Annotated in this window: 20 protein-coding genes and 1 pseudogene; 11 read left to right on the plus strand and 10 right to left on the minus strand. The window is 46.0% G+C overall.

The window, feature by feature from the left end; all coding sequences use genetic code 11:
• The coding region (locus RIB93_RS13535) for a CHAT domain-containing protein (protein ID WP_446373284.1) at nucleotides 1-1,564 on the plus strand (1,564 nt) is incomplete at its 5' end.
• A 748-nt stretch (nucleotides 1,565-2,312) separates the two neighbouring features.
• Nucleotides 2,313-6,389: a CHAT domain-containing protein gene (locus RIB93_RS13540; protein WP_446373285.1), complete on the plus strand. Its 4,077-nt coding sequence runs from the start codon at nucleotides 2,313-2,315 to the stop codon at nucleotides 6,387-6,389.
• Nucleotides 6,390-6,612: 223 nt separating this feature from the next.
• Here RIB93_RS13540 and RIB93_RS13545 read toward each other — a convergent pair whose 3' ends face one another.
• Both RIB93_RS13545 and RIB93_RS13550 read right to left on the minus strand, forming a co-directional pair.
• The gene (locus tag RIB93_RS13545; RefSeq protein ID WP_446373286.1) at nucleotides 6,613-7,179 is read right to left on the minus strand and encodes a DUF2808 domain-containing protein; all 567 of its coding nucleotides are present in this window, start codon (nucleotides 7,177-7,179) and stop codon (nucleotides 6,613-6,615) included.
• A gap of 63 nt (nucleotides 7,180-7,242) precedes the next feature.
• On the minus strand, nucleotides 7,243-7,503 hold the full coding sequence (locus tag RIB93_RS13550) for a hypothetical protein (protein WP_006104661.1): 261 nt from the start codon (nucleotides 7,501-7,503) through the stop codon (nucleotides 7,243-7,245).
• Between the two features lie 176 nt (nucleotides 7,504-7,679).
• On the opposite strand from RIB93_RS13550, the gene RIB93_RS13555 reads away from it, so the two are divergent.
• The 3 genes from RIB93_RS13555 to RIB93_RS13565 all read left to right on the plus strand — a co-directional run bounded on the left by RIB93_RS13555 (nucleotide 7,680) and on the right by RIB93_RS13565 (nucleotide 10,977).
• Nucleotides 7,680-8,288, plus strand: coding sequence for a DUF3318 domain-containing protein (locus tag RIB93_RS13555; RefSeq protein ID WP_446373287.1), 609 nt, complete (start codon nucleotides 7,680-7,682; stop codon nucleotides 8,286-8,288).
• Between the two features lie 220 nt (nucleotides 8,289-8,508).
• Nucleotides 8,509-10,746: a sensor histidine kinase gene (locus RIB93_RS13560; protein ID WP_446373288.1), complete on the plus strand. Its 2,238-nt coding sequence runs from the start codon at nucleotides 8,509-8,511 to the stop codon at nucleotides 10,744-10,746.
• Between the two features lie 48 nt (nucleotides 10,747-10,794).
• Entirely contained in the window at nucleotides 10,795-10,977 is a 183-nt protein-coding gene (locus RIB93_RS13565) for a hypothetical protein (RefSeq protein ID WP_446373289.1), read from the plus strand.
• 120 nt (nucleotides 10,978-11,097) lie between these two features.
• Here the strand turns inward: RIB93_RS13565 and RIB93_RS13570 are convergent, their stop codons facing one another.
• The 5 genes from RIB93_RS13570 to RIB93_RS13590 form a co-directional block, all read right to left on the minus strand.
• The gene (locus RIB93_RS13570; protein ID WP_446373290.1) at nucleotides 11,098-11,691 is read right to left on the minus strand and encodes a hypothetical protein; all 594 of its coding nucleotides are present in this window, start codon (nucleotides 11,689-11,691) and stop codon (nucleotides 11,098-11,100) included.
• A gap of 584 nt (nucleotides 11,692-12,275) precedes the next feature.
• Nucleotides 12,276-13,259 (minus strand): RNA polymerase sigma factor, RpoD/SigA family, encoded by a 984-nt coding sequence (locus RIB93_RS13575; protein ID WP_446373302.1) that lies wholly within the window; start codon nucleotides 13,257-13,259, stop codon nucleotides 12,276-12,278.
• Nucleotides 13,260-14,115: 856 nt separating this feature from the next.
• Nucleotides 14,116-14,754 (minus strand): pentapeptide repeat-containing protein, encoded by a 639-nt coding sequence (locus RIB93_RS13580; RefSeq protein WP_446373291.1) that lies wholly within the window; start codon nucleotides 14,752-14,754, stop codon nucleotides 14,116-14,118.
• A gap of 24 nt (nucleotides 14,755-14,778) precedes the next feature.
• Nucleotides 14,779-16,164: a DICT sensory domain-containing protein gene (locus RIB93_RS13585; RefSeq protein ID WP_446373292.1), complete on the minus strand. Its 1,386-nt coding sequence runs from the start codon at nucleotides 16,162-16,164 to the stop codon at nucleotides 14,779-14,781.
• 169 nt (nucleotides 16,165-16,333) lie between these two features.
• The gene (locus tag RIB93_RS13590; RefSeq protein ID WP_446373293.1) at nucleotides 16,334-17,917 is read right to left on the minus strand and encodes a photosystem II high light acclimation radical SAM protein; all 1,584 of its coding nucleotides are present in this window, start codon (nucleotides 17,915-17,917) and stop codon (nucleotides 16,334-16,336) included.
• 502 nt (nucleotides 17,918-18,419) lie between these two features.
• Here RIB93_RS13590 and RIB93_RS13595 point away from each other — a divergent pair.
• The 6 genes from RIB93_RS13595 to psb34 all read left to right on the plus strand — a co-directional run bounded on the left by RIB93_RS13595 (nucleotide 18,420) and on the right by psb34 (nucleotide 22,890).
• Nucleotides 18,420-18,809: a DUF1830 domain-containing protein gene (locus RIB93_RS13595; RefSeq protein WP_446373294.1), complete on the plus strand. Its 390-nt coding sequence runs from the start codon at nucleotides 18,420-18,422 to the stop codon at nucleotides 18,807-18,809.
• A gap of 105 nt (nucleotides 18,810-18,914) precedes the next feature.
• Nucleotides 18,915-19,349: a DUF4079 domain-containing protein gene (locus tag RIB93_RS13600; protein ID WP_446373295.1), complete on the plus strand. Its 435-nt coding sequence runs from the start codon at nucleotides 18,915-18,917 to the stop codon at nucleotides 19,347-19,349.
• A gap of 241 nt (nucleotides 19,350-19,590) precedes the next feature.
• Nucleotides 19,591-19,941 carry a hypothetical protein gene (locus RIB93_RS13605; protein WP_446373296.1) on the plus strand — a complete coding sequence of 117 codons (351 nt, stop codon included), beginning with the start codon at nucleotides 19,591-19,593 and terminating at the stop codon, nucleotides 19,939-19,941.
• A 54-nt stretch (nucleotides 19,942-19,995) separates the two neighbouring features.
• Nucleotides 19,996-21,939, plus strand: a complete 1,944-nt coding sequence (gene thiO / locus RIB93_RS13610) for a glycine oxidase ThiO (RefSeq protein ID WP_446373297.1) — start codon at nucleotides 19,996-19,998, stop codon at nucleotides 21,937-21,939.
• A 116-nt stretch (nucleotides 21,940-22,055) separates the two neighbouring features.
• Entirely contained in the window at nucleotides 22,056-22,607 is a 552-nt protein-coding gene (locus RIB93_RS13615) for a Uma2 family endonuclease (RefSeq protein ID WP_446373298.1), read from the plus strand.
• 103 nt (nucleotides 22,608-22,710) lie between these two features.
• A complete protein-coding gene (gene psb34, locus RIB93_RS13620; RefSeq protein ID WP_446373299.1) occupies nucleotides 22,711-22,890 on the plus strand; it encodes a photosystem II assembly protein Psb34 in 180 nt (59 codons plus the stop codon).
• Between the two features lie 131 nt (nucleotides 22,891-23,021).
• Here psb34 and RIB93_RS13625 read toward each other — a convergent pair whose 3' ends face one another.
• The 3 genes and pseudogenes from RIB93_RS13625 to RIB93_RS13635 all read right to left on the minus strand — a co-directional run.
• Nucleotides 23,022-23,828 (minus strand): tetratricopeptide repeat protein, encoded by an 807-nt coding sequence (locus RIB93_RS13625; RefSeq protein ID WP_446373300.1) that lies wholly within the window; start codon nucleotides 23,826-23,828, stop codon nucleotides 23,022-23,024.
• Nucleotides 23,829-24,045: 217 nt separating this feature from the next.
• The gene (locus RIB93_RS13630) at nucleotides 24,046-25,161 is read right to left on the minus strand and encodes an RNA-guided endonuclease InsQ/TnpB family protein (RefSeq protein ID WP_446373301.1); all 1,116 of its coding nucleotides are present in this window, start codon (nucleotides 25,159-25,161) and stop codon (nucleotides 24,046-24,048) included.
• Nucleotides 25,161-25,514: pseudogene (locus RIB93_RS13635) on the minus strand (IS607 family transposase); the annotation flags it as partial. The pseudogene RIB93_RS13635 and the gene RIB93_RS13630, both read right to left, overlap by 1 nt.
• Between the last annotated feature and the right edge of the window lie 137 nt (nucleotides 25,515-25,651).

The raw sequence follows: 25,651 nt of genomic DNA on the forward strand, positions 1-25,651 counted from the left end.
ACCAATTCCTGAAGCCGAACCCATTGCGGAACCAATTCCTGAAGCCGAACCCATTGCGGAACCAATTCCTGAAGCCGAACCCATTCCGGAACCGGAAGTGGAAGCCGAACCCATTGCGGAAGCGGAAGTGGAAGCCGAACCAATTTCGGAAGCGGAAGCGATTCCTGAACCTAATCCAGATAGTACAAACCCAAGTGTTAATGAACCAAGTGATAACAACCAAGTTAACCAATCCGGCTCTGAGAGCAACCAATCTACTACAACCCAAGAGCAATCCGAAACAAACCCGCCAATAGATTCAACTCAAACGGATTCTGTGGCTGAGTTTGAAGAAAAATTCACCCAGCAATTCAAGGACTATTTAGAGCTACCTGGAGATATTTCTCTGAGAACCCTAGCAGAAAGCCGGGAAATTCTCGCCAATACTGAAAAATCAACGGGAGCTAAACCCGCACTCATCTATGTCGGTTTTGCGCCCCAAACGATTGCTCCTGATGGGGAAACAAATGTACCCTTTCCAACTCCAAGTCCTCAAGATCAGTTAGAAATACTACTGGTAACTGCTCAAGGAACCCCAATTCGTAAAGAAGTAGAAGGAGTAACCCGTGAGCAAGTCCTGAAAGTTGCTAATGAATTTCGTTTGCAAGTCACCAATGTCCGTAGCAAAAAAGGTTATATTGTACCGGGACAGCAACTTTATAACTGGTTGGTGAAGCCATTAGAAGATGAATTCCAAGGTCAAGGGATCGAAAATCTCATTTTCCTCCTCGATACTAACTTGCGCTCCGTTCCCGTGGCGGCACTCTATGATGGTGAACAGTTTCTCATCGAAAAGTACAGTGTTGGCTTAATGCCGAGTCTTAGCCTCACTGATACCCGTTATGAGCCTGTTACCAACATGGAAGTTCTGGCAATGGGAGCCTCGCAATTTACCGATAAACAACCATTACCAGCTGTGCCAGTAGAGTTATCAGAAATCACCCAGGATATATGGCGGGGTAAATCGTTTCTCAATGAATCATTCACAGTGAATAACCTAAAACAACAGCAAAACCGTCAGCCTTATGGCATGATTCATCTGGCAACTCATGCTGATTTCGTGCCAGGAGATCTGAGTAACTCCTATATCCAATTTTGGGATAGTAAACTGCGACTTAATCAACTGTCTGAGTTAGGCTTAAACAAGCCAACGGTAGAGTTATTGGTGCTAAGCTCTTGTCGCACGGCATTGGGGAATGAGGAAGCGGAATTAGGCTTTGCTGGGTTAGCCGTTAAAGCGGGGGTTAAGTCGGCGGTGGGGAGTTTGTGGTATGTGAGTGATCAAGGAACCTTGGGGTTGATAACTGAATTTTATCAGCAGCTCAAACAAGCTCCAATTAAGGCAGAAGCTATGCGCCAAGCTCAACTAGCTATGCTCAACGGGCAAGTTTATACACAAGATGGAAAACTGATTACCACTCAGGATATGATATCTTTACCACCGGAACTTGCTAGGTTAAGAGATCAAACCTTTGAACATCCTTATTACTGGAGTGCGTTCACAATGATTGGTAGTCCCTGGTAATTGGTCATTCGTCATTTGTCTTATGTCATATAGTATTTAAAATCATTCATGAAATCCAACGCTAGTTTCTAATCATACCTAAAATACCTGGAACTCTTTCTTCCTGTTGCCTGTTACCTATGACACACCGAGCGTGTTACCGAGCGCAGTTCGGCTAGGCTCACTGACCGTCGAGGTAAGCGATGTCCTGAGCTTGTCAAAGGGTCGAGGTTTTGCCTGTTGCCTTTGTCTACCATCGTGATTTCCACATCTCAAATAAAAATGCTATTCTCGCGAAGCGAGAAGCAAGCTACGTTTATATAAGGGTTTGAGACATATTCGCAGAACTTAACATAGTTCAGTTGATTTACACAATCTACACTTTGGACAATCTGTCAATGAAGTTTTAATGAAGTTTAGCAACTATACAATATACGATGCTATCCTAAAAATAAGGCATAGATTAAATTATTGATGCTGCTGAATAATTATCCGGAAATCAATCGTAAGGATTGAATGGTGAATTACATTGATCAGCACCGGGGTTGCAGATATTGAATAAATAGATAAGAAGTGAGACAAGTTATTGCTTGTTATTCATAATCTCTAAGTTAGACCAAGTAATTGAATAAAATAAAAACGCACTGCATTAATCTCCTAAACAGTTTTTAATCTCTTGAATAATACGCATTTTTTGGAACGATTGATATGGAAATCTAAATCATAATTTAACAAACTAAATTGAGCTTGATTGATCAGGCGGCGACCCATGAATCAGAGGAAAATAGCTGTGGGGTTAACTAAGGAAAGATGGCATCTGACCAAGTTATTAACTTGGCTAACTGAAAATCGTAAAGTCAATCGTATTTTACTAGGAACGTTAGTTTTAGGATTCTTTCCTACTGGCGTTGAGGCACAACCTCAACCTGTGCCAGCCAATGATGGAACAAATACTCAAGTAGAAGCTAGTGGAAATCAATTCACGATTACTGGTGGTCAAACCTCTGGAGATGGCGCTAATCTTTTTTACAGTTTTAGTGAGTTCGGTTTAGATGTCAACCAGACAGCTAATTTTCTAACCAATCCAGCTATCCAGAACATTTTATCCCGTGTAACAGGAGGCAATGCTTCATTAATTAATGGGTTAATTCAGGTAACGGGAGGCAATTCCAATCTATTTTTGATGAATCCGGCTGGGATTGTGTTTGGTCAAAATTCCCGGTTAGATGTACCTGCATCCTTTACGGCGACAACAGCGACGGGGATTGGGTTTGGGGAGAATTGGTTTAGTGCGATCGCATCCAATAATTATACCTCTCTTATCGGTCAACCCAATGCTTTTACGTTTAACACATCCAACCCTGGGGCGATTGTCAATGGGGGTAATCTAGAGGTTGGCAAAGATTTAAGCTTAGTTGGCGGTACAGTAGTAAGTACAGGTAACTTGGAAGCCGCTAACGGACAGATTACCATTACCACAGTTCCCGGTGAGAGTACAGTTCGCCTCAGTCAACCTGGACATTTGTTAAGTCTAGAAGTTCCGGCGGGAGAGATACCCGTTACTCCCTTATCTTTACCGGAATTGCTGACAGGTTCGGTTGAGTTTCCAGACGTTGAAGTCAATAGCAATGGAACAGCAGAAATCTCAGCGTCTGGTATTCCGATTGAATCTGGAGATATTGTTGCGAAAAACGTTATTGCTGAGACAGCAACCTTATCTGCCCAGCATAACCTAACCTTGGTTGAGAGTCAGTTACAAACTACAGGTGACTTGAATTTATTGGCACAAGATACGGTGCGGGTGCGCGATAGCGTAACCCATCCTTTCCTTGCTCAAGCTGGAGGCAATCTTTATATTCAAGGAAATAATACCATTGATATATTGGCATTAAATCATCCCCAAACGCCTTTTCAAAGTGGCGGCGATCTCAGCTTAGTCAGCGATGGAGATATTTCAGGCGATGCTCATTTTACCAGTGGTGGAAGTTTCTCGCTGCTGAATTTAGTCGGTAATCCAGGTAACTTTGTGAGTTATTTTGACCCGATTATTAGCGTTGATGGGAATGTTACATTTGGTGATTATAATGGTGTGGCACTGAAGATAGAAGCGACAGGCAGTATTACTGGCGGGAATATCACAATTACTGGACCCGATACTATGTTTTCAGTTTCTGATCCTGATCCAGATATTCGACTCTTGGCTAACTCTCCCTCCGTAATTTTGCGGGCAGGTTTAAACCCAGCAGATTTGAAGAATCCCCCCAATGTTCCCCAAAACACTGGAAACACAAGTTTTGCCTCTACAGGAAGTCCATCGTCACCCGGAAATATTACCGTTAAGAATATCACGACGTCTAATTCTGTGCCGACAACTGATGCTGGTTCTGTAATATTAAACGCTACTGGTGATATTACTATCGATGGCACTATTAATACAACTGATCAAAGTTTAGGTAATGCGGGGGACGTAGAATTATCTGCCGCTGGTAACATTTTGGCAAACAACATAGTTACTAACGACCAGAATGATGGCAATGCAGGTTCGGTAACCTTGTCTAGTTCTCGGAACATTACTATCAATAATGGTATCAATACCAATGATAATGGTTCTGGTAATGCTGGTTCGATACTATTGGAGGCTGATTCAGGTAATATCATTATCGGCAATATATCTGTAAATAGACCTGGGAATATATCTACAAGTGAAGATGATTCTGGGAATAGCGGTTCTGTACAATTATCCGCTTCGGGCGATATTAATATCAACGGTACTATAGATGTTTCTCAACGGGGAGAGGGTGAGTTAGGTCGTATAAACTTGATCGCTGGGGGTAGCATTCGATATAACAATATCATTCCCGGAGAGCAGGAACTGAGAAATCAGAGTCTGTTTACGAGAACCGAAAATGCAGTTATTCCTGATCCGGGAACCGATCCAGAAACTCCTCCAATTCTTAATCCGGGAACCGATTCAGAAATTCCTCCAATTCTTAATCCGGAAACCGATCCAGAAACCGATCCCCTGATTAATCTAGTTCCTATCATATCTCCCGATCTTGATAATGACACTGATTGGCAAATTGATCCTGAGCAACTTATTCCTGGTGGTGAGGAAGAGTCTCCAATTCTTACTTACGAAAGAACTCCTTCTGTGAACCCGGAAGATAACCTTAATAATCCCGAAAACCCTGCTTCTGTGAACCCGGAAGATAACCTTGATAATCCCGAAAACCCTGCTTCTGTGAACCCAGAAGATAACCTTGATAATCCCGAAAACCCTGCTTCTGTGAACCCGGAAGATAACCTTAATAATCCCGAAAACTCTGCTTCTGTGAACCCAGAAGATAACCTGGATAATCTCGAAGACAATCTGAATAATTCCAGCGATACGACTCTATCTGAACCGACAAATCAACCAATTAACTCCAGCAATCCTAGTCCAAGCGAAACCAACAGTACTCAATCTGTCTCCGCTGAAACCCCATCCAGTGAAACGAATAGCAATCCATCCACCCCCGCTAACAACTCATCCAGCGAAGCCTCATCACCCGCTTCTTCTGATGACTCATCTCTCCAATCTGTTGACGCCTCAGAGGAAAACTTTACTCGGCAATTTGTAGACTATTTAGGCTTACCCACTGATATCCCCTTAGTTACTCTCGCTCAAAGCCGAAATATTCTCAGCAACATCGAGAAAACGACAGGAGTTAAATCTGCACTGCTTTATATCAGTTTTGTCCCGCTAGAGAGTTCTAATCAAACCGAAAATCCATCATCGTCAAGGCAAACTTCTCCTACTAAAACCCGTAATCCTGAAGACCAATTAGAATTACTCCTGGTTACAGCGAATGGATTACCCATTCGCAAACGAATCCCAGAAATCACTCGCCAACAAGTTCTCAACGTTGCGGATAAGTTTCGCTTAGAAGTCACCAATGTTCGCAGTCGCAAAGGCTACATTGCCCCCGGTAAACAACTTTATGATTGGCTAGTGGCTCCCATGGACGATGAACTACAAGCCCTCGGTATCGAAAACGTAACCTTCCTAGTAGACTACGGCTTGCGCTCTATTCCTATGGCTGCTCTTTACGATGGTCAACAGTTTTTGATTGAGAAATACAGTGTTGGTTTAATGCCAAGTTTAAGCCTGGTAAATCCCAACTATGCTCCCATTGAAAACATGGAAGTTTTAGCAATGGGAGTCGCCCAATTTACGGATCAAAAACCTTTACCTGCTGTCCCCGTAGAGTTATCCGCGATTACCCAATCCCTGTGGCAAGGAAAATCTTTTCTTAACGAGACTTTTACTCTGGAAAATCTCAAAGAACAACGTCAACAGCAACCTTTTGGCATTATCCACTTAGCCACTCATGCCAATTTCCAATCAGGAGAACCGAATAACTCCTATATCCAACTTTGGGATAGGAAGCTGCGACTCAATCAATTACCTCAATTAGACTGGAATAATCCTCCCGTTGAACTCTTAGTTCTCAGTGCTTGTCGCACGGCGTTGGGGAATGAGGAAGCCGAATTAGGTTTTGCTGGATTAGCGGTTCAAGCGGGCGCAAAATCAGCCGTAGGCAGTTTATGGTATGTCAGTGATGAGGGAACGTTAGGATTAATGACTCAACTCTATCAAACCCTCAAACAAGCGCCAATAAAAGCCGAAGCACTGCGACAAACTCAACTGGCAATGTTGCAGGGACAAGTCTATATTGAAGGGGGTCAGCTGATTGCGGGTGATAAATCAGTCCCGTTACCACCAGAATTAGCCAGACTCGGAGACGGTAACTTTCAACATCCTTATTACTGGAGTGCGTTTACTATGGTTGGTAGTCCTTGGTAATTTGTCATTCGTCATTCGTCATTCGTCTTATGGTCGGGGCGGGTTTTGCAGCCAAGCTAGGGATAACAATCAATATTAGTCCCTAAACCCGCCCCTACAGACAGATGCTTGTGTCATCACATCTCCCCCATCTTCCCCATCTCCCCCATCTCCCTCATCTTCCCCATCTCCCCCATCTTCCCCATCTTCCCCATCTTCCCCAGCTTCCCCAACACCTTCCTATCTAGCAAAATCCCCATCGACAAGAGGTTCGTCGATAGAAGTGCAACCGTCCCACACCAAGATATAATCCATAGGGTTTTTCTCCTGCCGGAAAAGCGGTTACACCAAATAAATAAACTCCACCCCAATAGGGATTATGCTGTGGCTGAAGACCAATGGTAAATGTGGTTCCTGGAGAAATCGGTTCGGCAAAACTAACAGCAACCGTTTTGGTTGCATCATCTCTGGTCACCGATTGTAACGGCAATTGTTCGCCTTTATTTCGAGCGGTTCCGGTAAATGCTAAAGTATCATCAAGTCGAAAACGGATAGTTTCGCTTCCTTCCCGTTGACTAATCGTCACCTTCTGTAAGGGTTCACCCGCATTCTCTGGAAGTTCTAGGGTGAAATAATATTTAGCTCCCCATACTCCCACATGATCAAATGTGGTGAACACATTAATCAAGCGTGGTGATTTTTCAAAGGAAACGGTACCATCAGCTTGCTGCACAGCATGAATCGGGGCAATTGGCATTCCCCAAAAACTGGCTGTACTTAGGGTTAGGGCGATGAGAGTGGAAACGCGCATAAATAAACTGGAATGCTAGCCCAACTACTGCCATGGGTGACTTGCTGTTTATGGTATTCGACATTACAAATCTGGGGGTCGATCGCGGTTCGTCAATTCCGAGGGAGGGCGATCGCTACTCCAAGCCCACCACACTTTACCACACTGGCATTGATAGAACTCTTGCCACTTTTTTCGATAATCTTCAGTCAGGACTGGCGATTGTCGATTAATCCAAACCCGTTGGGCTTCCATCGAAGAAGCATGACAGGTGGGACAGCAGAACTCTAATGCATGAGTAGCTGATTTTGTCCATTGCGGCGGAAATGGGGTAAAAGCGTCCATAGTCTATCGCTGGGTTGTAGCTTAAGGAAAGAGTTTAATCTTGACAATCTCCTATGCCTATCTTAGGGGTTTCCCTGCCCAGGCGTTTTGCATTTTAAGGCAGGCATGAGATAGTTGGGAAAATAAGTGTTTTAACTTTATCCTAATAAATCCTCTAAGTTTGAGTCCCTCGGCTGATGAATCCAGAGCCAGAAATTCGCCGCTTGCGTGATCTAATGCCCGCCTCTGGGCGAATGCTGACCAAAATTATCAGTAAACCGCAACAGACGGCGGTGATTGAAACTCCTTTCCCGATGCCTTGGTTGAGAGATCGTCCAATCTATATTAACTTTGATCTGTGGCGTCGCTTACCCAGACCGCAACGGGATATGCTGCTCCTAAGCACCGTAAGTTGGTTGATTACGATCAAATGGTTTAAGCCAGATTTATATCAAGGCGTCGTCATTGCCGGATTGTTAGGGGGAATGGTAGAACTTGTGCAAGGCGATGCGGTGGGTGTCGTCGTGGCGACGGGATTGAGTGCGATCGCAGGGAGTCAAATTTGGCGCAGCAGTCGCAGTTGTCAAACTCACTTAGATGCGGATACCGATGCGATCAAAGTTGCCCTGCGGCGTGGCTATACCGAAACAGAAGCGGCACAGCATTTATTAGCGGCGATTGAATCCGTGGCTGAGATAGAAGGACGACTGAGTTTAAATTTTACCGAATTAATTCGCTCTCAAAACCTGAGAGCGATCGCGGGTATTTCCCCGGTGGGGGTTCCGGAGAGTGTGAGACAGGAATAGTCATTCGTCATTTGTCATTCGTCATTTGTCATTCATCAGGGCGGGTTTAGTCACATCTGGGTGGCAACATAGGTTAGTAGTCAAACCCGCCCCTACAAACCAGGTTCCCTCGAAGGTCGTGAAGGGTCAAAACTCAACACTCACCCACCTAGGGGAAGTTAAGTTTTGATAAGCTTGGGCATCCTATTGATGGAAGCCGATCGCTCTTAGCTATGGAATCTTGAATATTAGTCACGGTGAAGATTTAATTTTGTCCATATTTCCTGGGAGTCAGCAGCGTTTCTGGCGATACCTGATCACAGTTGCTCTAGTCGCGATCGCTTATAAGGGTAGCGCTCATTTTACATTGTCTTGGCTAGGATTGGGCGCTGAGGCGTCTCCGGTGTGGGTTGGTGCGGGGATTGCTCTGGCTGCCCTTTTTTTGCAGGGAAAACGGCTGTGGGTTGGTGTGGCGATTGGTGCATTTTGGCTCAATCTGTCTCTGGGAGCCTCATTTTTGGTGTCTCTGGGTTCGGTAATCGGCTGTACGTTACAAGCTGTCGTCGGTGCGATGGGATTACGTCGCCTGGATTTTAACCCGACGTTAGAACGGCTTAAGGATGCTTATGCTCTAATTATCTTCGGCGCGATCATTGCCCCCTCAATTAATGCCACGATTAGTACGCTAGTGAATTGCTGGGTAAATTTTATTCCATGGCATCAATTTGGACTGAATTGGGGAACCCTTTGGTTAGGAGACAGTATGGGAATCTTAGTATTTACTCCCTTACTGCTATTAATTGTTCAGGAATCTCCTCAGCGAATTTTTCCGCCAGATTATCCACCCCAACAGATTTTAGAAGCCGTCCTGTGCTGGAGTCTACTGGGGGTATTTAGTTGGCTAGTTTTCCAGTCTCGAACTACCTTTGATCTTTCCGACTATCCCCTGGAATATTTACCCTTTCCCTTTGTCGTTTGGGCGGCGCTGCGATTTCGGGTGTGGGGTGCGGTTCTTGCCAGTTTAATCGTTTCGGGAATGGCAATTGGCGGTGTTCTCCAGGGGATCGGACCCTTTGTGGTGAAAACGGGAAGTACCCTAGGGGCAATTCTACTGCTACAAACGTTTATGGCAGTGGTAACAATAACCGCCTTAGTTCTAGCCGCCGCGAGTCAAGAGCGTCAACAGGCAGAACATCAACTCCGGGCTACCTTAGAACGCGATCGCTTGTTAGCGGAGATTGCCCTGCGGATTCGTCAATCTTTAGATTTAGACCAGATTTTGCAAACCACTGTTGTGGAAGTGCGGCAATTATTACAGGCAGATCGTGTCTATATCAGTTATCTAGATGAAAATAACCACAGTAAAATTGCTGCCGAATCTGTCGCCTCTGCTTATAAATCTCTGTTGGGATGGAAACCTTCAGAGAAACTATTACAAGAAACCCAAGAATTATTTGCTCAGCGTCAAATTTTAATCCGGGATAATACGGAGCGGGTTAATGTAACGCCCTATCTCAAAGACTTTTATCGGTGCTATCAGATTAAAGCTACCCTGGCAATTCCATTAATTCTGGATGAGCAACTGTTTGGACTCTTGGCCGTTCATCAATGCCACTGTTCCCGTCATTGGCAATCCTTTGAGGTGGATTGGTTAAGACGATTAGCGGTTCAAGTCACCATTGCCATTCAACAAGCTCAACTGTACCAACAAGTCCAAGGTCTTAATAGTAACCTGGAAAGTCAAGTGGCGGAACGCACCCTGCAACTTGAGGAAAAAATGCAGGAATTGCAACGGCTTTACGAACTCAAAGATGTGTTTTTACAAGCGGTATCCCATGATCTACGAACATCAATGATGGGCTTAATTCTGATGTTGAAGGGAACCCAAAACAGCCCTGGTGAAACCGTTGCCCTGCCACGCCGAATTCTGGATCGGCTGATTGAAAATAGCGATCGCCAATTGACGTTGATCAATGCCTTATCTGAAGACCATTTTAACCAAGGGCGGAAAATAGAACTCCACTGTCAACCTTTATGCTTAAATGAACTCCTCAGCCAAATCCTGACTGATTTGCAGCCGTTATTCAGCAGTAACCACGCTCAATTAACGACGGTTATTCCCCAAACCTTACCCCCGGTTAAAGCTGATCCGACTCAACTGCGGTGTGTGTTTCATCATCTATTGACGAATGCCCTTAAACACAATCTACCGGGGGTTAAGATTACGCTGACAGTAAGGGTTGAGAGGGATATGCTTCATTGTGCGATCGCCGATGACGGGATAGGGATGAGCAAACAGCAGTGCGATCGGCTTTTTAAGCTTTATGTTCGGGGATTGCACTCTCAACACTTAACCGGAATTGGTTTAGGCTTATATTTATGTCGGCAAATTATTAATGCTCACGGGGGACAAATTAGTGTTACCAGTGTGCCAACACAAGGATCAACCTTTAACTTTTCGCTTCCTTTGATCATATGATCATTCATCATCCAAAATGGAATATAGCGTTTTCATTGGAGTTTACCCATGAACATCCCCACTGCCCTAGTTAATGAACTAAAGCTCTACCTCAAACACCGAACCGACAATGGTGATCTAGAAGCAAAAACCTTATTGACTCAAATCGAACAATTTACGAACTCACCCACAGCCGCAGAGGAACAAGCCTTCTATTCCCAACCGCCAGAGGGATTAGAGGTAGGGTGTTAATATTTTCGTCATTGGTCATTGGTCATTGGTCATTGGTCATTGGTCATTGGTCATTTGTCATTTGTCATTGGTCATTGGTCATTGGTCATTGGTCATTGGTCATTGGTCATTTGTCATTTGTCAGAACAAGTTTTCCCGACAGATATTCAACATCCGCTGATCATTCTCACTCAGTTGACCAACGGGTTGATACTGATCAAGCTTAACGGTGTAGGGATAGGTTAAGGATTCGTAAGTGCGATCGAGATTAAGCTGGCTCCCCGCCGCCGCTACCGCAGTTTCTTGCTGATTCTCAATAGTATGAGCTAAAGCAGTTTGGTTGTAGGGGTTGACAACTCGGAGATTCATCTGTTTAGATTCTAGAGTGCCATGAAAACAGCTAAATTCAGATTGAGGTAAGTAAAGTGCCCCAACTAGCTGTCCTTGATTGGCTTGAAACACAATATATTCTTGACCAATCTGATTGGGTTGGGAGGATTGACCGTAAAGGTAAGTGCCATCTAGGATTGAAGTGGCTGAAGCGGATACAGTAGATGGATTCGTTTCCCCAGTGGAACTATCCACGGTTTGCTTGAGTTGTTGAGCGACGGCTAGGGGTCTACTGGAGACATTCATTGTTAGTCCTACGGTGAGCAGTAACCCGGTTAGGGGTAAACGCCAAGAAAAAGACGGTTGACGTTGGGACTGGAAAAACTCAATGAATCGGCTAATCACCGTGGTTACCTCCTTTAAAATAATATCGAAACACCCTTAAAAAATTTGGAATTTTAGTACACAGTTGGTAGCCGCCCTAATTTGTTAAAGTAGATTTAAGCTAAAGTAGACGTTAGCAGGCATCCTTACTTTCTATCTAACCGTGAACCTGTCTCTGGTTTGCGCTGCCTTTATCCGGTTTCTTAACCGTCACAGTTCGCACGGGCAAAATTATGATCGTTTGCAATTGGATTGGAGCCTTCATTACTCTTTAGTTAAAAAATAGCGGATTATCATTAAGTGACGATTCCCTCGAAGGAATGAACATCTACTCACTCATCAGACGGGTTTTCCTACTGACAGAGTATTTTAGGGACTTCAATCTCTAGTCTTGGCATTGCCTAAAAACTTAATATTTTTTTACAAAAAAAGTGGTAGCCTATTGCGCTACCACTTCGACAGCATGTCGCCAACTTGGACGTTCGGAAACAGTTTGTGAACCCGTTTTAACGGGTTTAAGCTTTGAGCCAGAACTTTAGTTCTTGGCTAAACTTGTCGTAGGGGATGCCAGCGTTTAGGGCGAAGACAGCGCAACTACAAACAAACTAACTGGCAATGTATTCCCGCACCGTGGCGTGGCGTCGTCTGAGTTGGGCTAAAGCTTGATGCTCTAACTGGCGTACCCGCTCACGACTGAGATTGAGTCTCTGTCCTACTTTTGCCAGAGACAGTTCATTCCCATCTTCTAAGCCAAAGCGGAGTGCCAAGACTTCCCGTTGTTGGGGGGTTAATTCTGCCAGGAGATTATCTAAATCTTGGCGCAGGGATTCCTGGGTGGTGTAATGAACCGGTGTAGGTCCACTATCTTCCAACAGATCAGATAATTCTGTATCTTGGTTATCCCCCACTCGCACATCTAGGGATACGGGTTGACGAGCGATGCTCAAATATTCGCGAATTTGGGCAGGTTCTAACTCCAACTCTTGACCAATCTCAGCTGGTGTGGCGTTACGCCCCAATCTCTGAGACAGTTCCCGTTGAACCTTTTTGATCTTATTTAGCTTTTCGGTAATGTGAATCGGTAGCCGAATTGCACGGGCTTGTTGGGCGATCGCGCGAGTAATGGCTTGACGAATCCACCAGTAAGCATAAGTAGAGAACTTATACCCTCGCGTTGGGTCAAATTTCTCCACACCTCGCTCTAATCCCAGGGTGCCTTCCTGAATCAAGTCCAGGAATTCCATGTTACGCTTCTGATACTTTTTGGCGATCGCTACCACTAGGCGCAGATTCGCTTCGATCATTTTGCGCTTAGCTCGCGTTCCCTGGTTTATAATTTTCTTGAGGGCTGATTCCTCTAAATTAACGTGATCTGCCCACTCCTGTATCGTCGGTTCGCGCTTCTTCGTTTCCGCTAAGGCTTCTTTTGCCTCCAAGAGCGGCATCATCTGCTGCACTTGCTTACCATAGACAATTTCTTGCTCATGGGTCAGTAGTGGCACGCGACCGATTTCATGCAGATAGGTGCGAACCATATCTGCCGAAAATGTGGGCTTGGTCGTTTTTGGTTTGGTGTTAACAGTGGGCATCTGTGAGTAGTGACTCCGTAAACGAGCAATAAATCTGTCGCGGATTTTGACCTCAAAAGCAAAAGCTATAGCCATCTCTCACCTTGAGGATACGTGCGCGAAGCGGTTGTTTACATCTACTAAAAGATGTATAGACTCCTACCTGTATTGAGTTGGGCAGGAGATCGAACCTTAGATCAGGAGTTAAAGCGATTGACTCAGTTGTCTCTTCGTTGATTCTGCGGCGTTTCCCAGCTTACTAACTCTGGGCTAGGAACAGGGCGAATGCGAAGTCAGTATGAGTTTACCTTAACTCTATAGTATTACACCTTTAGACGACGGTAAAGAGGTAAAGGTTCAATATTTCGGAAAAATCATCCGGCTGTGGCATCTGCTACTTTTCCTCCTGACACCGACAGGGTTCAACAGGTTGGCATTCTCTCCTAGTTACTATCATCGCCTAAAACACCGAGAAACGGATAGAGTTGCATCAGGGAAATAACCGAACTGATTTTGGGATAGATATCCTCCCAATCCCCTAGTCTGGCACGATACCTTTTTCGTTAACGGGGACGGTTGAGGGCGTGAGGAGGTGAGCCAGGACAGATTCCCCGGAGATTAAACGTCCCTAATTTTATCAGGGTCATTAACCCTTTTTCCCTATTTTTCCCTATTCTCCCCATCACTCCAATACCAAATATTCCTCCACCCTGTCGAGATGGAAGAGTTTTTTGGGCGCAACTCGATAATCATGAATCATAGCAGGAGTGAAGCCTAAATCCAAGCCTCTATGTCAGAATATTATCATTTGCTGCCTCTTTGTCCTTTGTATTGCTTTTGTTATAAGGACAATAACTCACGATTCTCAGGCAACCCTCTAGGAACTACTTTCCAGAGACGTTCCTACCACACAAGTCCGCTCTAACTTCGCACCATTTACATTGACGTCATCGAGTTCGGCACAAAGCAAATTCGCTCCCGTTAAATTCGCCCCTCCCAGATTCGCCCCGCGCAAATCCGCTTCCTCAAAATTGGCGTCACACAAGCTAGCGCCTTGTAAATCCGCTTGCGATAAATCCGCCCCCTTAAGATTAGCACTGTTGAGATTCGCCCCCCGCAGATCAGCACCTCGGAAATCGACGCCCTGGAGGTTAACCCCCATCAGATTCGCACCACTCAAAAAGGCACCAGCAAAGGATACCTGTGTCAAATTCGCGCCCATTAAATTTGCGCCTCGGAGATTGCTCCCGCGCAAATCCGCCCCAGTCAAGTTGGCTTGCATCAGATTAGCGCCCAAACAATTTGCCCGCACATCAGCCGACACCAATTGAGCGCACAGCAGTTTAGCGCCATCCAGACGAGCACCGTTGAGATTCGCTCTCGACAAATTCGTACCCACCAGACTAGCGCCTGCCAAATTAATCTGTTCCAGTTGGCTCCCAGACAAATCTTCGTCGTCTAGATTAGCACCTGAGAGCTGCTTAATTTTTCCTGCGCGAATTGCTTCGATTTCCATCAATTTTCCTGCGTGACTTAAACCTTAAGACGAAACATTTGATTGGGCTTCCTGAGGGGAATGGGAATCAATCAACCACATCCCGGCGGCTATTTTAGGTTGATTTGCCTGTAAACTCATACCCTGTTGCATTCCCATCACCAGTAGTTCTAGAGCCTCAAGCAGTTTTGGGTCAAATACTGTACCCCCTGACGCCTGACAGTCATCGAGTGCTTTTGCCAAAGGAGTCTCTTGGGATTGATAGTCCTTCAGTCGCTGTTGAAATGTGGTAATCAGTGCTAAAATCCTCGATTCCAAGGGAATCGCATCATAAGCCAAACCATCCGGTTGTCCGGAGCCATCCCAATGTTCGGTTTGGTGGGTGATAATGTGAGCAATTGCCTGTAATTGGGGCATGACACGCAAAACCGAGGATTTGGGCATCGTCTCTTGTTGAGCTACCGTCTGTTGCTGCACCGTGGATTTTGCTGGTTCTAGGTCATCATCTACGGCTTGTAACGGCGCAAGGCGATGCAGCAATCCCGCTAATCGCAACCGTTTGATTTGCCATGCGGGTAAGTCAAGCAATTGACCCATCGCTTCACAAAGGGTTGCCACTTCCGCCGCTGCCATGGGATTGGTTACATCAGCTTGATCGATGAGCTGTGCCATCCGCAAAAATGCCTGCACTTTACTAGACACTAAATTATTATCTAAGGCTTCCTCAGCAAGGGGCAAGTTCTGAAGCGGCTCATCCTCAGTTTGGTGTAATTCTTGTTTAAAGCGTTCCAGATAATCCACGACACGAGACACAACCTGCCCCACATCATCGCGTTTTTTGCTCCCGAAGGCATCCGTAATCTGTTGTGCTTGGTCGGTGAGGCACTGTTGTAACTGTTGATCGTAACCGCCAATGTGTGCGATCGCCAAATCGACTGTTTCCCGAACCAATTCCGGCTCAAATGTCCAGAACCCATAAAACTTGCGCTCCCGATCATCTGTCGGTGGTCCTTTGCTGCCATAATCCTCGGTAGATAGCTCTTGACATAAGACCATTGCTGTGTATGTCTCCGACATGATGATCAAATGCCATTCTTGAGCCACTGGATCAGAAGCCTCTAAATCCAATAGTCTCACATTAGATCGTTGGCTGGTGGGATGTTCCCCAAAACCCGTCTCCGCTGTCGCCAGAATTACCACTTGAGACGACTGTTCGGCTAAATCGCCATAACGTTCTGCCTCTTGCATATACCATTTCCCCTGTTGAAATGCTGCAATTAGCAGAGGTTTTCCCTCTGACTCTAAGATGAAGTCTTCCAAAGCATGACACAGGGCAATCAGGGTGTTTTTGTGATAAACGCCAAAATTCAGCGGTCGCTTACCGCCGCGATGAGCTGTATCTAACTTTTGTAATATCGAACCTTGCAGCATGATCAAACCTTGTCTGAGGGGTTCAGAGGAAAGTGGGTGTGTAGAGACGTGCCATGGCGCGTCTGGGAGCAGGGGAGAATTTTAACCGATGATTTTATGTTAATTATGATACATTTTAGGGTTAAATTTCTCCAAGCTGTTCGAGTTAACGATAAACGGATAGAATCAACTACCCCGCTGTAACCAGTTGTTTAGGCGGCGTCTTAGCTGAGGCTTCAATCGGAGCCGCTAATGCATCCTCTAAATCCGCACAGCCCAAGCGTTCCTCTAAAATTTTCATCACTTCGCGACCAAAATCATCGGGATTTTGCCGCCACGCTTGCAGACAAACCTCACCAAAGAAAGAGCCTAGGGGTTCGGGATTCCAGAGTAGCTTTTTCGCTGTCCAAGGCATTAAACTCATTGGATCGTAGTCTTTTTCGAGAATATTGTTCTCAAAAGCGTAGGCTTCCAAATGAGTATGGGGTTGTAGTCCGATAAAGAAGATCGCGGGTTCCACCTTGTCAGCACCAAAGATTCGCTCTAACTCCCGGTGATAGGCAATGGTTTGGCGAATGGTGTCTGGTCGCTCATCTATTACATTAAAGGAATAGTTGACCGAAACCAAGTCATTAAAGCCCGCTGCTTTCAAATCCCGACAATTTTGCAGCACGGTGCGAAGGTTGTACCCCATCCGCATCTTGCGGACTAATTCCTGGGAACCACTGGTAATGCCGATTTCAAAGTAGTTCATCCCGGTTTTCACCATCAAGTCACATAATTGGGGGGTGAGATTATCTGCCCGAATGTATGCCGCCCAGTGAATGTCTGTCATCCCAGAATCAAGAATTTTCTGCAACAGTTCCACCGCATCGTCGATAAACTTCCGGGCGGGGATAAACTGAGCATCAGTAAACCAGAAGTTGCGGATACCTCGATCATAAAGCTGGCGCATTTCGGCAACCACTTCATCAGCGGGATTGATCCGTACTTGTTTACCTTCGACGACGGTGTAGATACAGTAGCAGCAGTTGTGGGGACAACCCCGTTTAGTTTGCACCCCAATATAAAAGTCACTTTCTTGGAAATAATAGTCGAAACTCGACCAGATGCTTTGGATATAGTCGTAGTTACACGCCGTTTTTTCTAGGGGAGTTGGGCGTTCATGAATCATGCGATCGCGCGGCTGCGTATCACCCACCACATAACAGCGCTCATCAGCAAACGATTCACCCCGCAGGAGTTTCTCTAGTAGGGTTTCACCTTCGCCAACGGAGACAATTGTCCCGTTGGGTAATTTAGTCTTCAGTTGTTCATAAAATACACTCACTGCACCGCCGCCAACCATCACCCGTGCCTCTGGGTTGTAGGTACGAGCGCGTTTAAGTCCCCGGCGAATCAATCCTAAATTACGCCACAGTTCATTGTAATAAGCAGCGGCGAGGCGTAAGCCACCGATCGCCCCGCGTAACTTGACAAAGGGGTTACTGGCGTAGTAAAACTCGAAGGCATTTTGCAAGGGGTTCCCCCCTCTACCGCCAACTGGAGCATAGATTTGAATATCGCGCCAGGAGAATACCAACATCGTCGGTTGGAATTCGTCAATACAGGCGTCGAGCGATCGCGAAAAATCCAGGGGAGGTACAGTGCCTAAGTCAAAGATGCGCTGTTCTACCTCTGGGAAGAGTTTGTGAACGTGATCGGCTAAATAGACAACACCAATCGGGAAAATCGGGTTGCAGGGGAGGCGCACATAAAGAATTTTTGGTGACATTATAAATTTTATCTGGGGTAAATCGGCTTTTATGAACAGGATTGGCTCGGTTGAACTGGGCAAATCTCCAACCCAACTTGGAGGAAAACCCGGTGTACGCAGACGTTTAAGCCCTCACCGACCGGGAGAGAATAACACAGCCCCAGCCCAGCTTTCTCAGATATTGGATTTCTTTTTCACATAACTTAACTTTACTTTAACAAGATTGGGTTCTGACCTCAAGCGTATGCTATTTTTTTTCGTGGGGTTCATATCTGAGAGTCTGAGGGAGGCAATCTAAGCAATCTTACCTAAGGCGTTCCAATTGAGGGTCTTAACCCTAGGTAGAAGTTCTCATCCCCAGGGATGGGACAAATTAGCCATTTAGCGGCGATCGCTGGGACGAGATTGGCGAAAAACCCGCACAATTGGTAGTCGGGTTTACAACAGGGAAGGGATCACAAGTGCTAAGTTAGGTGAAGTAATAACAATCAGAATTCATTTAGTACCTCACTCAGCAGTTATGACTCAGATACTTGATCCCCTACCTTCTGATAATCAAACTCACATTGTCTGTTGCTACGTAAACGCCACGAGCCAGATTCAAATTGCTCGGATTACAAATATTCCCAATTGGTATTTTGAGCGCGTGGTTTTTCCAGGACAGCGCTTAGTCTTTGAAGCCCTACCCCAAGCGCTATTAGAGATTCACACCGGCATGATGGCAAGTGCGATTCTCTCGGATACCATACCCTGTACTCGCTTACTTGTCGCTCAAGACGGTAATCCGGCGTCGTCCTCTGACGCTAAAGCCGTTGTACCACAGACTGATGATAATAAGCCCAGTGAAGAAATAATTAGTAATAATAGCCCAGCCACTGCAGCGCGTTTAGCTGTGGCAACAGCTCACTAGATAACAAAAGCCATTAAAAAACAAAGATTAAGGGGGTTGTTCAGCCGAGCAACCTCTTACGTTACGATTGGGGCAGTAAACAGGCTAAATTTGAGGCATCAAGTTGTGAATCTGCCCGACTTTATCTGGTTGTGGAAAATAGCCGCTTGGTCAATGGGTTTGTCCCTCGCGGCTTATAGTCTGTTGGCGGTGACGGGCAGTGTTCTGTTCACGAAACGGCGCTCTCAAGACCCCAAACCGAAATGGTTGCGACCTTTACACTACATCATCGGATGGGTAATGGTCAGTTTGGTTTTGCTGCTCCTGGGAATTGGTTTAGTGGGTACTATCGGTCATTATGGCAATCTCGGACATTCTGGACACTTGATTGCCGGATTAGCTGTCGTAGCGTTGGTTGCGGTGTCTGCCGCAAGTTCCACCCAGATTAGCCCCCAACGCCCTTGGGCACGAGCAGTTCATCTGGGAACCAATATTGCTTTATTTGTCGGATTTGCCTGGGTGTCCTATACCGGATGGCAGGTGGTGCAGAAATATTTGTGAAATGTAGAGACGTAGCATGCTACGTCTCATGCTACGTCTGGGAGCAGGAGTTAATCACAGTGGAGAGGAGCGATATAATAGAAAGTCGTTAGCTCACTAGATATTGGAATCCGGTGAGACAGTTGCCACAGCAGACAAAGTTTAGCTGGAGAGGGTGTCAGTCGAGTAAAAAAAGCCAGTACAAAAACTATCTAATATGTAGGTGGGACATAAGTCCTGTAGAGTTTACAGGGAAACAAACATGAATAAATTAAAATTAATTGGATTAGTGGTCATTGCTGCCGTTGTAGTCGGAGCAGCTTTAGGTTGGCAAGGAGTATCCTTTCCGTTTTTGGGAGAACTCTTTGGGGGCGAAAACCGCACAGCTAACCAAATTATCGAGTCGGTTCCAGACACGGCAACCGACCAAGGGGCAACACAACAACCTCAAGCAGCAACGGGAACTCAGCCAACGGCTCAGGCTCCGGCGACGATTAATCAAGCCCAAAATAATCAGGGTACAGCTCAAGCCCCTCAAACCACAGTGGGTCAAGCGGATACAGGCGCGGGTGAAGCGACAGAGGAGTCCGAACCGATTACGGCTCTCTGGTAACGTGATTGACCAAATCTGTACGGACTGGCTAGGGCGCGTCTAACGTTTTATCTAATGAACTTTTCCAGTGATATTTTAATTGTTGGTGGTGGCGTGATTGGTTTGGCACTCGCCCTAGAGTTAAAGTGGCGGGGAGCGACAGTCACCGTATTAACCCGCGACTTTGAACAAGCAGCGACTCTAGCCGCCGCTGGTATGTTAGCTCCTAATGCAGAAGCCATTCCCGAAAGTCCGATGCGGGAGTTATGTGGGCGATCGCGATCGCTCTATTCCCAATGGTGTACTAAACTGGAACAGCTTACGGGTGTGGCGACAGGATATTTGCCCTGCGGCATTCTCGCCCCCGTCTATGAGAATGTTTCCGCCTCTGAGCCTGAGGTCGGGAATTGGTTAGATAAACAGGCAATTCATCTATATCAACCCGGTTTAGGGGCAGATGTGATTGGCGGTTGGTGGTATCCCGAAGATGGGCAAGTCGATAACCGCGCCTTGGCACAAGCCCTGCGATTAGCCGCTCAAGAATCAGGGATTGACCTGCGCGAAGGCGTAACCGTTGAAGCAATTGAGCAGCAAAATCGTCGCGTTTGTAGCGTCAGAACCTCGGTTGGTGAATTTCAGGCTGACCATTATGTCTTAGCAACGGGGGCTTGGTCTAACCAACTGCTACCTCTACCCGTTTATCCGAAAAAGGGTCAGATGCTGTCGGTACAAATACCAGCCAATCCCCATCAGCCCTTACCCCTGCAACGGGTGCTGTATGGACCCGATACCTACTTAGTTCCACGTCGGGATGGGCGATTATTGATTGGTGCAACCAGTGAGGACGTGGGATGGCAATCGGATAATACGCCAGCAGGAATTCACACCTTACTATCACGGGCAATACGGTTATATCCATCCCTACAGGATTGGTCTATTCGGGAATGCTGGTGGGGATTTCGACCCGCCACCCCAGATGAGTGTCCGATCCTGGGCGTTAGCCCTTGTGAAAACCTAACCCTAGCGACAGGACATTATCGCAATGGCATTCTCCTCGCCCCAATAACCGCCCAGCTATTGGCAGACTGGATGGAAACGCAAACTGTTGATCCGCTATTAGACTATTTTCGATACGATCGCTTTTATCATCAATCCTCCTCAAATTTAATGATCAGTTCTCCAATTACGTCCGTATTTCCCCAAACCACCTCGGTTACAGAACCAGCGACATCTGACCCGTTAATCATTGCAGGTCGAACATTTCACTCCCGCCTGATGACGGGTACAGGGAAATACAGCACCATTGAACAAATGCAACAGGGTATTGCGGCGAGTGGGAGTCAGATTGTTACCGTAGCTGTGCGGCGGGTGCAAACCAAAGCCCCGGGTCATGAAGGATTAGCAGAAGCGCTGGATTGGACAAAAATCTGGATGTTACCCAATACCGCCGGCTGTAAAACCGCAGAGGAAGCGGTGCGGGTGGCGCGGTTAGGACGGGAAATGGCAAAGTTGTTGGGGCAAGAGGATAATAATTTTGTCAAGTTAGAAGTGATTCCCGACGCGAAATATTTATTACCTGACCCGATTGGCACTTTGGAAGCCGCTGAGAAACTGGTGAAAGAGGGGTTTGCGGTACTGCCGTATATTAATGCTGACCCCATGTTAGCTAAACGATTGGAAGAGGTGGGGTGTGTCACAGTAATGCCCTTGGGTTCGCCGATTGGTTCAGGACAGGGGATTAAAACGGCGGCAAATATTCAAATTATTATCGAAGAAGCGGGAATTCCTGTGGTCGTAGATGCGGGAATTGGATCGCCTAGTGAAGCGGCGCAAGCCATGGAGATGGGGGCAGATGCAATACTAGTGAATAGTGCGATCGCGCTAGCCAAAAATCCGGTGGCGATGGGGAAAGCGATGGGGATGGCGACTGAAGCAGGGCGTTTGGCATTTCTGGCGGGACGGATTCCGATTAAAAGTTATGCCAGTGCGAGTTCACCGTTGACGGGGACAATTAGTTAAGATTGTCATTTGTCATTTGTCATTTGTCCTTTGTTCTTTGTTCTTTGTTCTTTGTTAGGGTTTGAGGATTACTTCGTCAAAATTAATCAAATCCCCAAAATCTGGAGGATAATTTGATGACCGTAACTACCGCCAAATGGACGCTAGATGACTACCACCGCATGATTGAAGTGGGTCTTTTAGACAATCGTCATGTCGAACTGTTAAACGGAGAAATTATTGAAATGCCCCCGGAGGGTCCAGAACATGCTTACCTGGGAGATGAAAGTGGGACTTATCTTAGCCAACTTTTAGGCGATCGCGCTAAAGTCCGGGAAGGTCGTCCTATTACTCTACCGAACAACTCTGAACCTGAGCCTGATCTGGCGATCGTCAGACCTCTGGGACGAATCTACCGCCAGCGCCATCCCTACGCTGAAGATGTCTTTTGGCTGATTGAGTTTGCTAACACCAGCCTTGCCAAAGATTTGGAGATCAAGCGCAGGGCTTACGCCGCTGCCGGAATTGAGGACTATTGGGTTGTCAACTTAAAAAACCGACACCTGAAAGTGTTCCGTGAACCTGTCGATGGTGACTATACCCGCCAATTAACCCTGACGACGGGAGAAATTCAGCCCTTGGCATTTCTTGATGTTCGGGTTTCGGTGCAACGGTTATTAGAGGGTTAGAACCGCTTTTTAGCGACTATAACAATTTCTTATCCAAACAAGAGAGTATTCATACTGAGAGTTTGTTACAATTCTATAAGTTGAGTAAAAAAGGTTATCATCCATGCCATATACCACAGAAGAAGGCGGACGTTTAAATAACTTTGCCCGTGAACCGAAAGTCTACCAAGCAGAACCACCAACCAAAACCGAGCAACGCACCTATGTATTCCTGGGAATTGCGGCTCTAGTTTTAGTTAGTGGATTAATGTTCGTCGCTGTCTCTGTATCGAGCGTTAGCTAATTGCGGCGATTCCCTAAATCGGGAACACCCCTGTTAATCCAGCGATTTTGGACTAACAATGAAGTGAAATCTGATTAAGGATTACGCGAAACATTAGTTCGATTTAGCCTAAAAAGCTAAAATCAGTAGGGTCAGGGGTTTGCTTCCCCTTGCATCGCTTGTAACGCATTCACAACACTTTGATGACTGTCTAATCTGCCTTGTTCTTTGAAAAGTTCAGCCGCTTTCTGCAAATCAGCCGTCGCTGCTTCAATGTTCTCCAATTGGAATTGAGTCAGCCCCCGATTGTAATACGCTTCAGCAAAGGTGGGTTGCAGTTCGATTGATTTAGTATAATCAGCGATCGCGTCTTCATATTGTTCCAAGCGATTGCGGGTTAGCCCCCGATTATAATAAAGGCGAGCATTTTCGGGGTTGATTTCCAGCGCTTTGGCGTAATCATTGAGAGCCTCTTCAGAATTTCCCAACTCATCATAGGCATTCCCGCGACTAATATATGCTGTGTCATTTTCCGGATCAATTTCGATCGCCTTCGTGAAATCCGCGATCGCTTTTTGATAATCCCGGCGCACAAAATGGGTATAGCCTCGGTTACTATGGGCTTGACTGAAATCGGGATTTAATTTAATCGCTTGGGTATAGTCATAAATCGCAGCATCGTAATTACCCAGACTATGATAAGCGTAGCCGCGATTATAATAGGTATCCGCATCTTCGGGCTCCAGTTGTAATGCATCCCCGAAGTCAGAAATCGCACCAGCATAATCACCCTGTTCCAATTTATCGACGCCTCGGTTATACAGTTCCACGGCTGTTAACTCCTCTGACGAGGCTTCTTGCACAACCCTGATTGGCTGTTGGGCGTGAACCGCTTCGGAGAATCCCGTCAGGACAGTTATTAATCCAAAAATGGTCAGTATGCGATAGGTTGAGTTCATTGTTGTGTTGTTTTGGTTTTCCGATTTAATCTTAAGAGAGTTAGCGTGAGAGTTTTACACTCTGCCGACGTAAACCTTGCCAAAGTGGTTCCTCGTTATAGTACTACGGCGATACATTAGGATATTCCGTTACATAAGACCTACTCAAAGCTGGTCAACCTTAGTCAGACCTAACGAAAGCTGCTTACTTCCTGCTTCACTCTGGCGGTGACGGCACTCAACCAGTCCACAGGCTAAAACCACCTAACTGGCGGAACCTGTCTAAATTGAGCGATGCGTTTAAGTCTCTGTCACACTCAAATCCGCAGTTGTCACACCGGAAAACCCGCTCAGATAGGGGCATTTCGTCTTTAACTGTGTGACACCGGGAGCAAGTTTTGGTTGAAGGATACCATCGATCTACCTCAACCAAGGTTGACCCGTACAATTGACATTTGTACTCTAATTGGCGTTTAAACTCATGAAAGCCCATATCTTGAATGGCTTTAGCTAATTTGTGATTAGCCATCATTCCGGACACATTAAGATTCTCTACTCCTATCCTGCTGTGGTTTTGGGCTAAATAGGAGGTGAGCTTGTGCAATGTGTCTTTCCTGATGTTGGCTATTTTCCGATGTAAACGGGCTATTTTAACTTGGGCTTTTTTCCAGTTAGCGGAACCAATCTGTTTATGACGGTTTAGCCATTGCATACGAGAGAGCTTTTTGGAGTACTTACGATAGCTTTTTGCCCCTTCTACCGCGATGCCTGTAGACAAGACGGCTAATGCTTTGATTCCTAAGTCTACTCCCACTACAAAGTGAGGTTTGGGGCGGTTGACTGGCTCAAAGTCCAACTTAAAACTGATAAACCATCGGTCAGCCGTCCTGGAAATAATTACAGACTTGGGCTGAAATCGAACGGGCAATCGCTCATACGTCCTCAGCCAACCAATTTTAGGAACTCTAATCTTGAAATGGTCAAGCTGAATTGACCCGTCTAGAGTGAAGCTGTCATGCTTTCCTTTACGCTTAAACCGAGGTGGTTTACTCGTCTTTTTAAATGCCCGTTTCCAGGCTTGGGCTAACTGCCTTAGCGCATACTGGGGAGCGCATTTACTCACCTCATAGTACCAAGGGCAGATGGGTTTAACCAGCGCTACTAGCAATGAGTGCAGGTCAATCCCAGTGGGGAACTTGATTTTATCCTCTGGATTGTCCCGATTGTGATCAAGTATTTGCTTGGTTAAACCTAGACCCCAATTCCACGCATGGCGAGAAACACCACAATGTTTAGCTAATGCGGTTCGCTGCTTGTTGTTCAGTCTTAATTCTGTCTTGAATCCTAAAAGCATTACTGAACATCCTTTACGACTTGAGTCATGCCGTCAATAAGTTTTTTGTTTTTCTTGCTTCTAGATCCGTATAGACGAGCTGAAAAAACTGTAATCAGCTCGATCATGTCCGTTGCTAACTCCTGCTCAAAACTCAATTCTTTTGATGACTTATTGATGATTACAACCTCAGTTCTAAACTCTTCACACATTGCAAATACTAGCTCTGAGCCAAACCTAAGAAGTCTGTCTTTGTGGGTCAATACTAAGCGTCCAACATCACCTTGTATAATGCGCTTAAGTAGTCTTTGAAGTCCTTTTTTGTTGTAATTGAGTCCGCTACCAAGGTCTTGAATTGTTTCGTACTGCCAACCCCAAAAAATCTTCACCCAGATGAAAATCTATTATTGTATCAGTTCCTTCGCCAAGGGCAAGCACAAACGTATCGCTACCCTGTCCCCCAGAGAAATCGTCTCCCGTGAGAGTGTCATCCCCTAAACCGCCCCAAAGT

The sequence above is a fragment of the Coleofasciculus sp. D1-CHI-01 genome (genome assembly GCF_040218875.1).
Classification (GTDB): domain Bacteria; phylum Cyanobacteriota; class Cyanobacteriia; order Cyanobacteriales; family Coleofasciculaceae; genus Coleofasciculus.

Bases quoted from the DNA above. Each gene is read 5' to 3' on its own strand.
- RIB93_RS13555 (WP_446373287.1), top strand. From the start codon at position 7,680: ATGAATCCAGAGCCAGAAATTCGCCGCTTGCGTGATCTAATGCCCGCC.
- RIB93_RS13590 (WP_446373293.1), bottom strand. From the start codon at position 17,917: ATGTCACCAAAAATTCTTTATGTGCGCCTCCCCTGCAACCCGATTTTC.
- RIB93_RS13565 (WP_446373289.1), top strand. From the start codon at position 10,795: ATGAACATCCCCACTGCCCTAGTTAATGAACTAAAGCTCTACCTCAAA.
- RIB93_RS13630 (WP_446373301.1), bottom strand. From the start codon at position 25,161: ATGCTTTTAGGATTCAAGACAGAATTAAGACTGAACAACAAGCAGCGA.
- RIB93_RS13615 (WP_446373298.1), top strand. From the start codon at position 22,056: ATGACCGTAACTACCGCCAAATGGACGCTAGATGACTACCACCGCATG.
- psb34 (WP_446373299.1), top strand. From the start codon at position 22,711: ATGCCATATACCACAGAAGAAGGCGGACGTTTAAATAACTTTGCCCGT.
- RIB93_RS13575 (WP_446373302.1), bottom strand. From the start codon at position 13,259: ATGCCCACTGTTAACACCAAACCAAAAACGACCAAGCCCACATTTTCG.
- thiO (WP_446373297.1), top strand. From the start codon at position 19,996: ATGAACTTTTCCAGTGATATTTTAATTGTTGGTGGTGGCGTGATTGGT.
- RIB93_RS13580 (WP_446373291.1), bottom strand. From the start codon at position 14,754: ATGGAAATCGAAGCAATTCGCGCAGGAAAAATTAAGCAGCTCTCAGGT.
- RIB93_RS13605 (WP_446373296.1), top strand. From the start codon at position 19,591: ATGAATAAATTAAAATTAATTGGATTAGTGGTCATTGCTGCCGTTGTA.
- RIB93_RS13550 (WP_006104661.1), bottom strand. From the start codon at position 7,503: ATGGACGCTTTTACCCCATTTCCGCCGCAATGGACAAAATCAGCTACT.
- RIB93_RS13585 (WP_446373292.1), bottom strand. From the start codon at position 16,164: ATGCTGCAAGGTTCGATATTACAAAAGTTAGATACAGCTCATCGCGGC.
- RIB93_RS13625 (WP_446373300.1), bottom strand. From the start codon at position 23,828: ATGAACTCAACCTATCGCATACTGACCATTTTTGGATTAATAACTGTC.
- RIB93_RS13540 (WP_446373285.1), top strand. From the start codon at position 2,313: ATGAATCAGAGGAAAATAGCTGTGGGGTTAACTAAGGAAAGATGGCAT.
- RIB93_RS13545 (WP_446373286.1), bottom strand. From the start codon at position 7,179: ATGCGCGTTTCCACTCTCATCGCCCTAACCCTAAGTACAGCCAGTTTT.
- RIB93_RS13595 (WP_446373294.1), top strand. From the start codon at position 18,420: ATGACTCAGATACTTGATCCCCTACCTTCTGATAATCAAACTCACATT.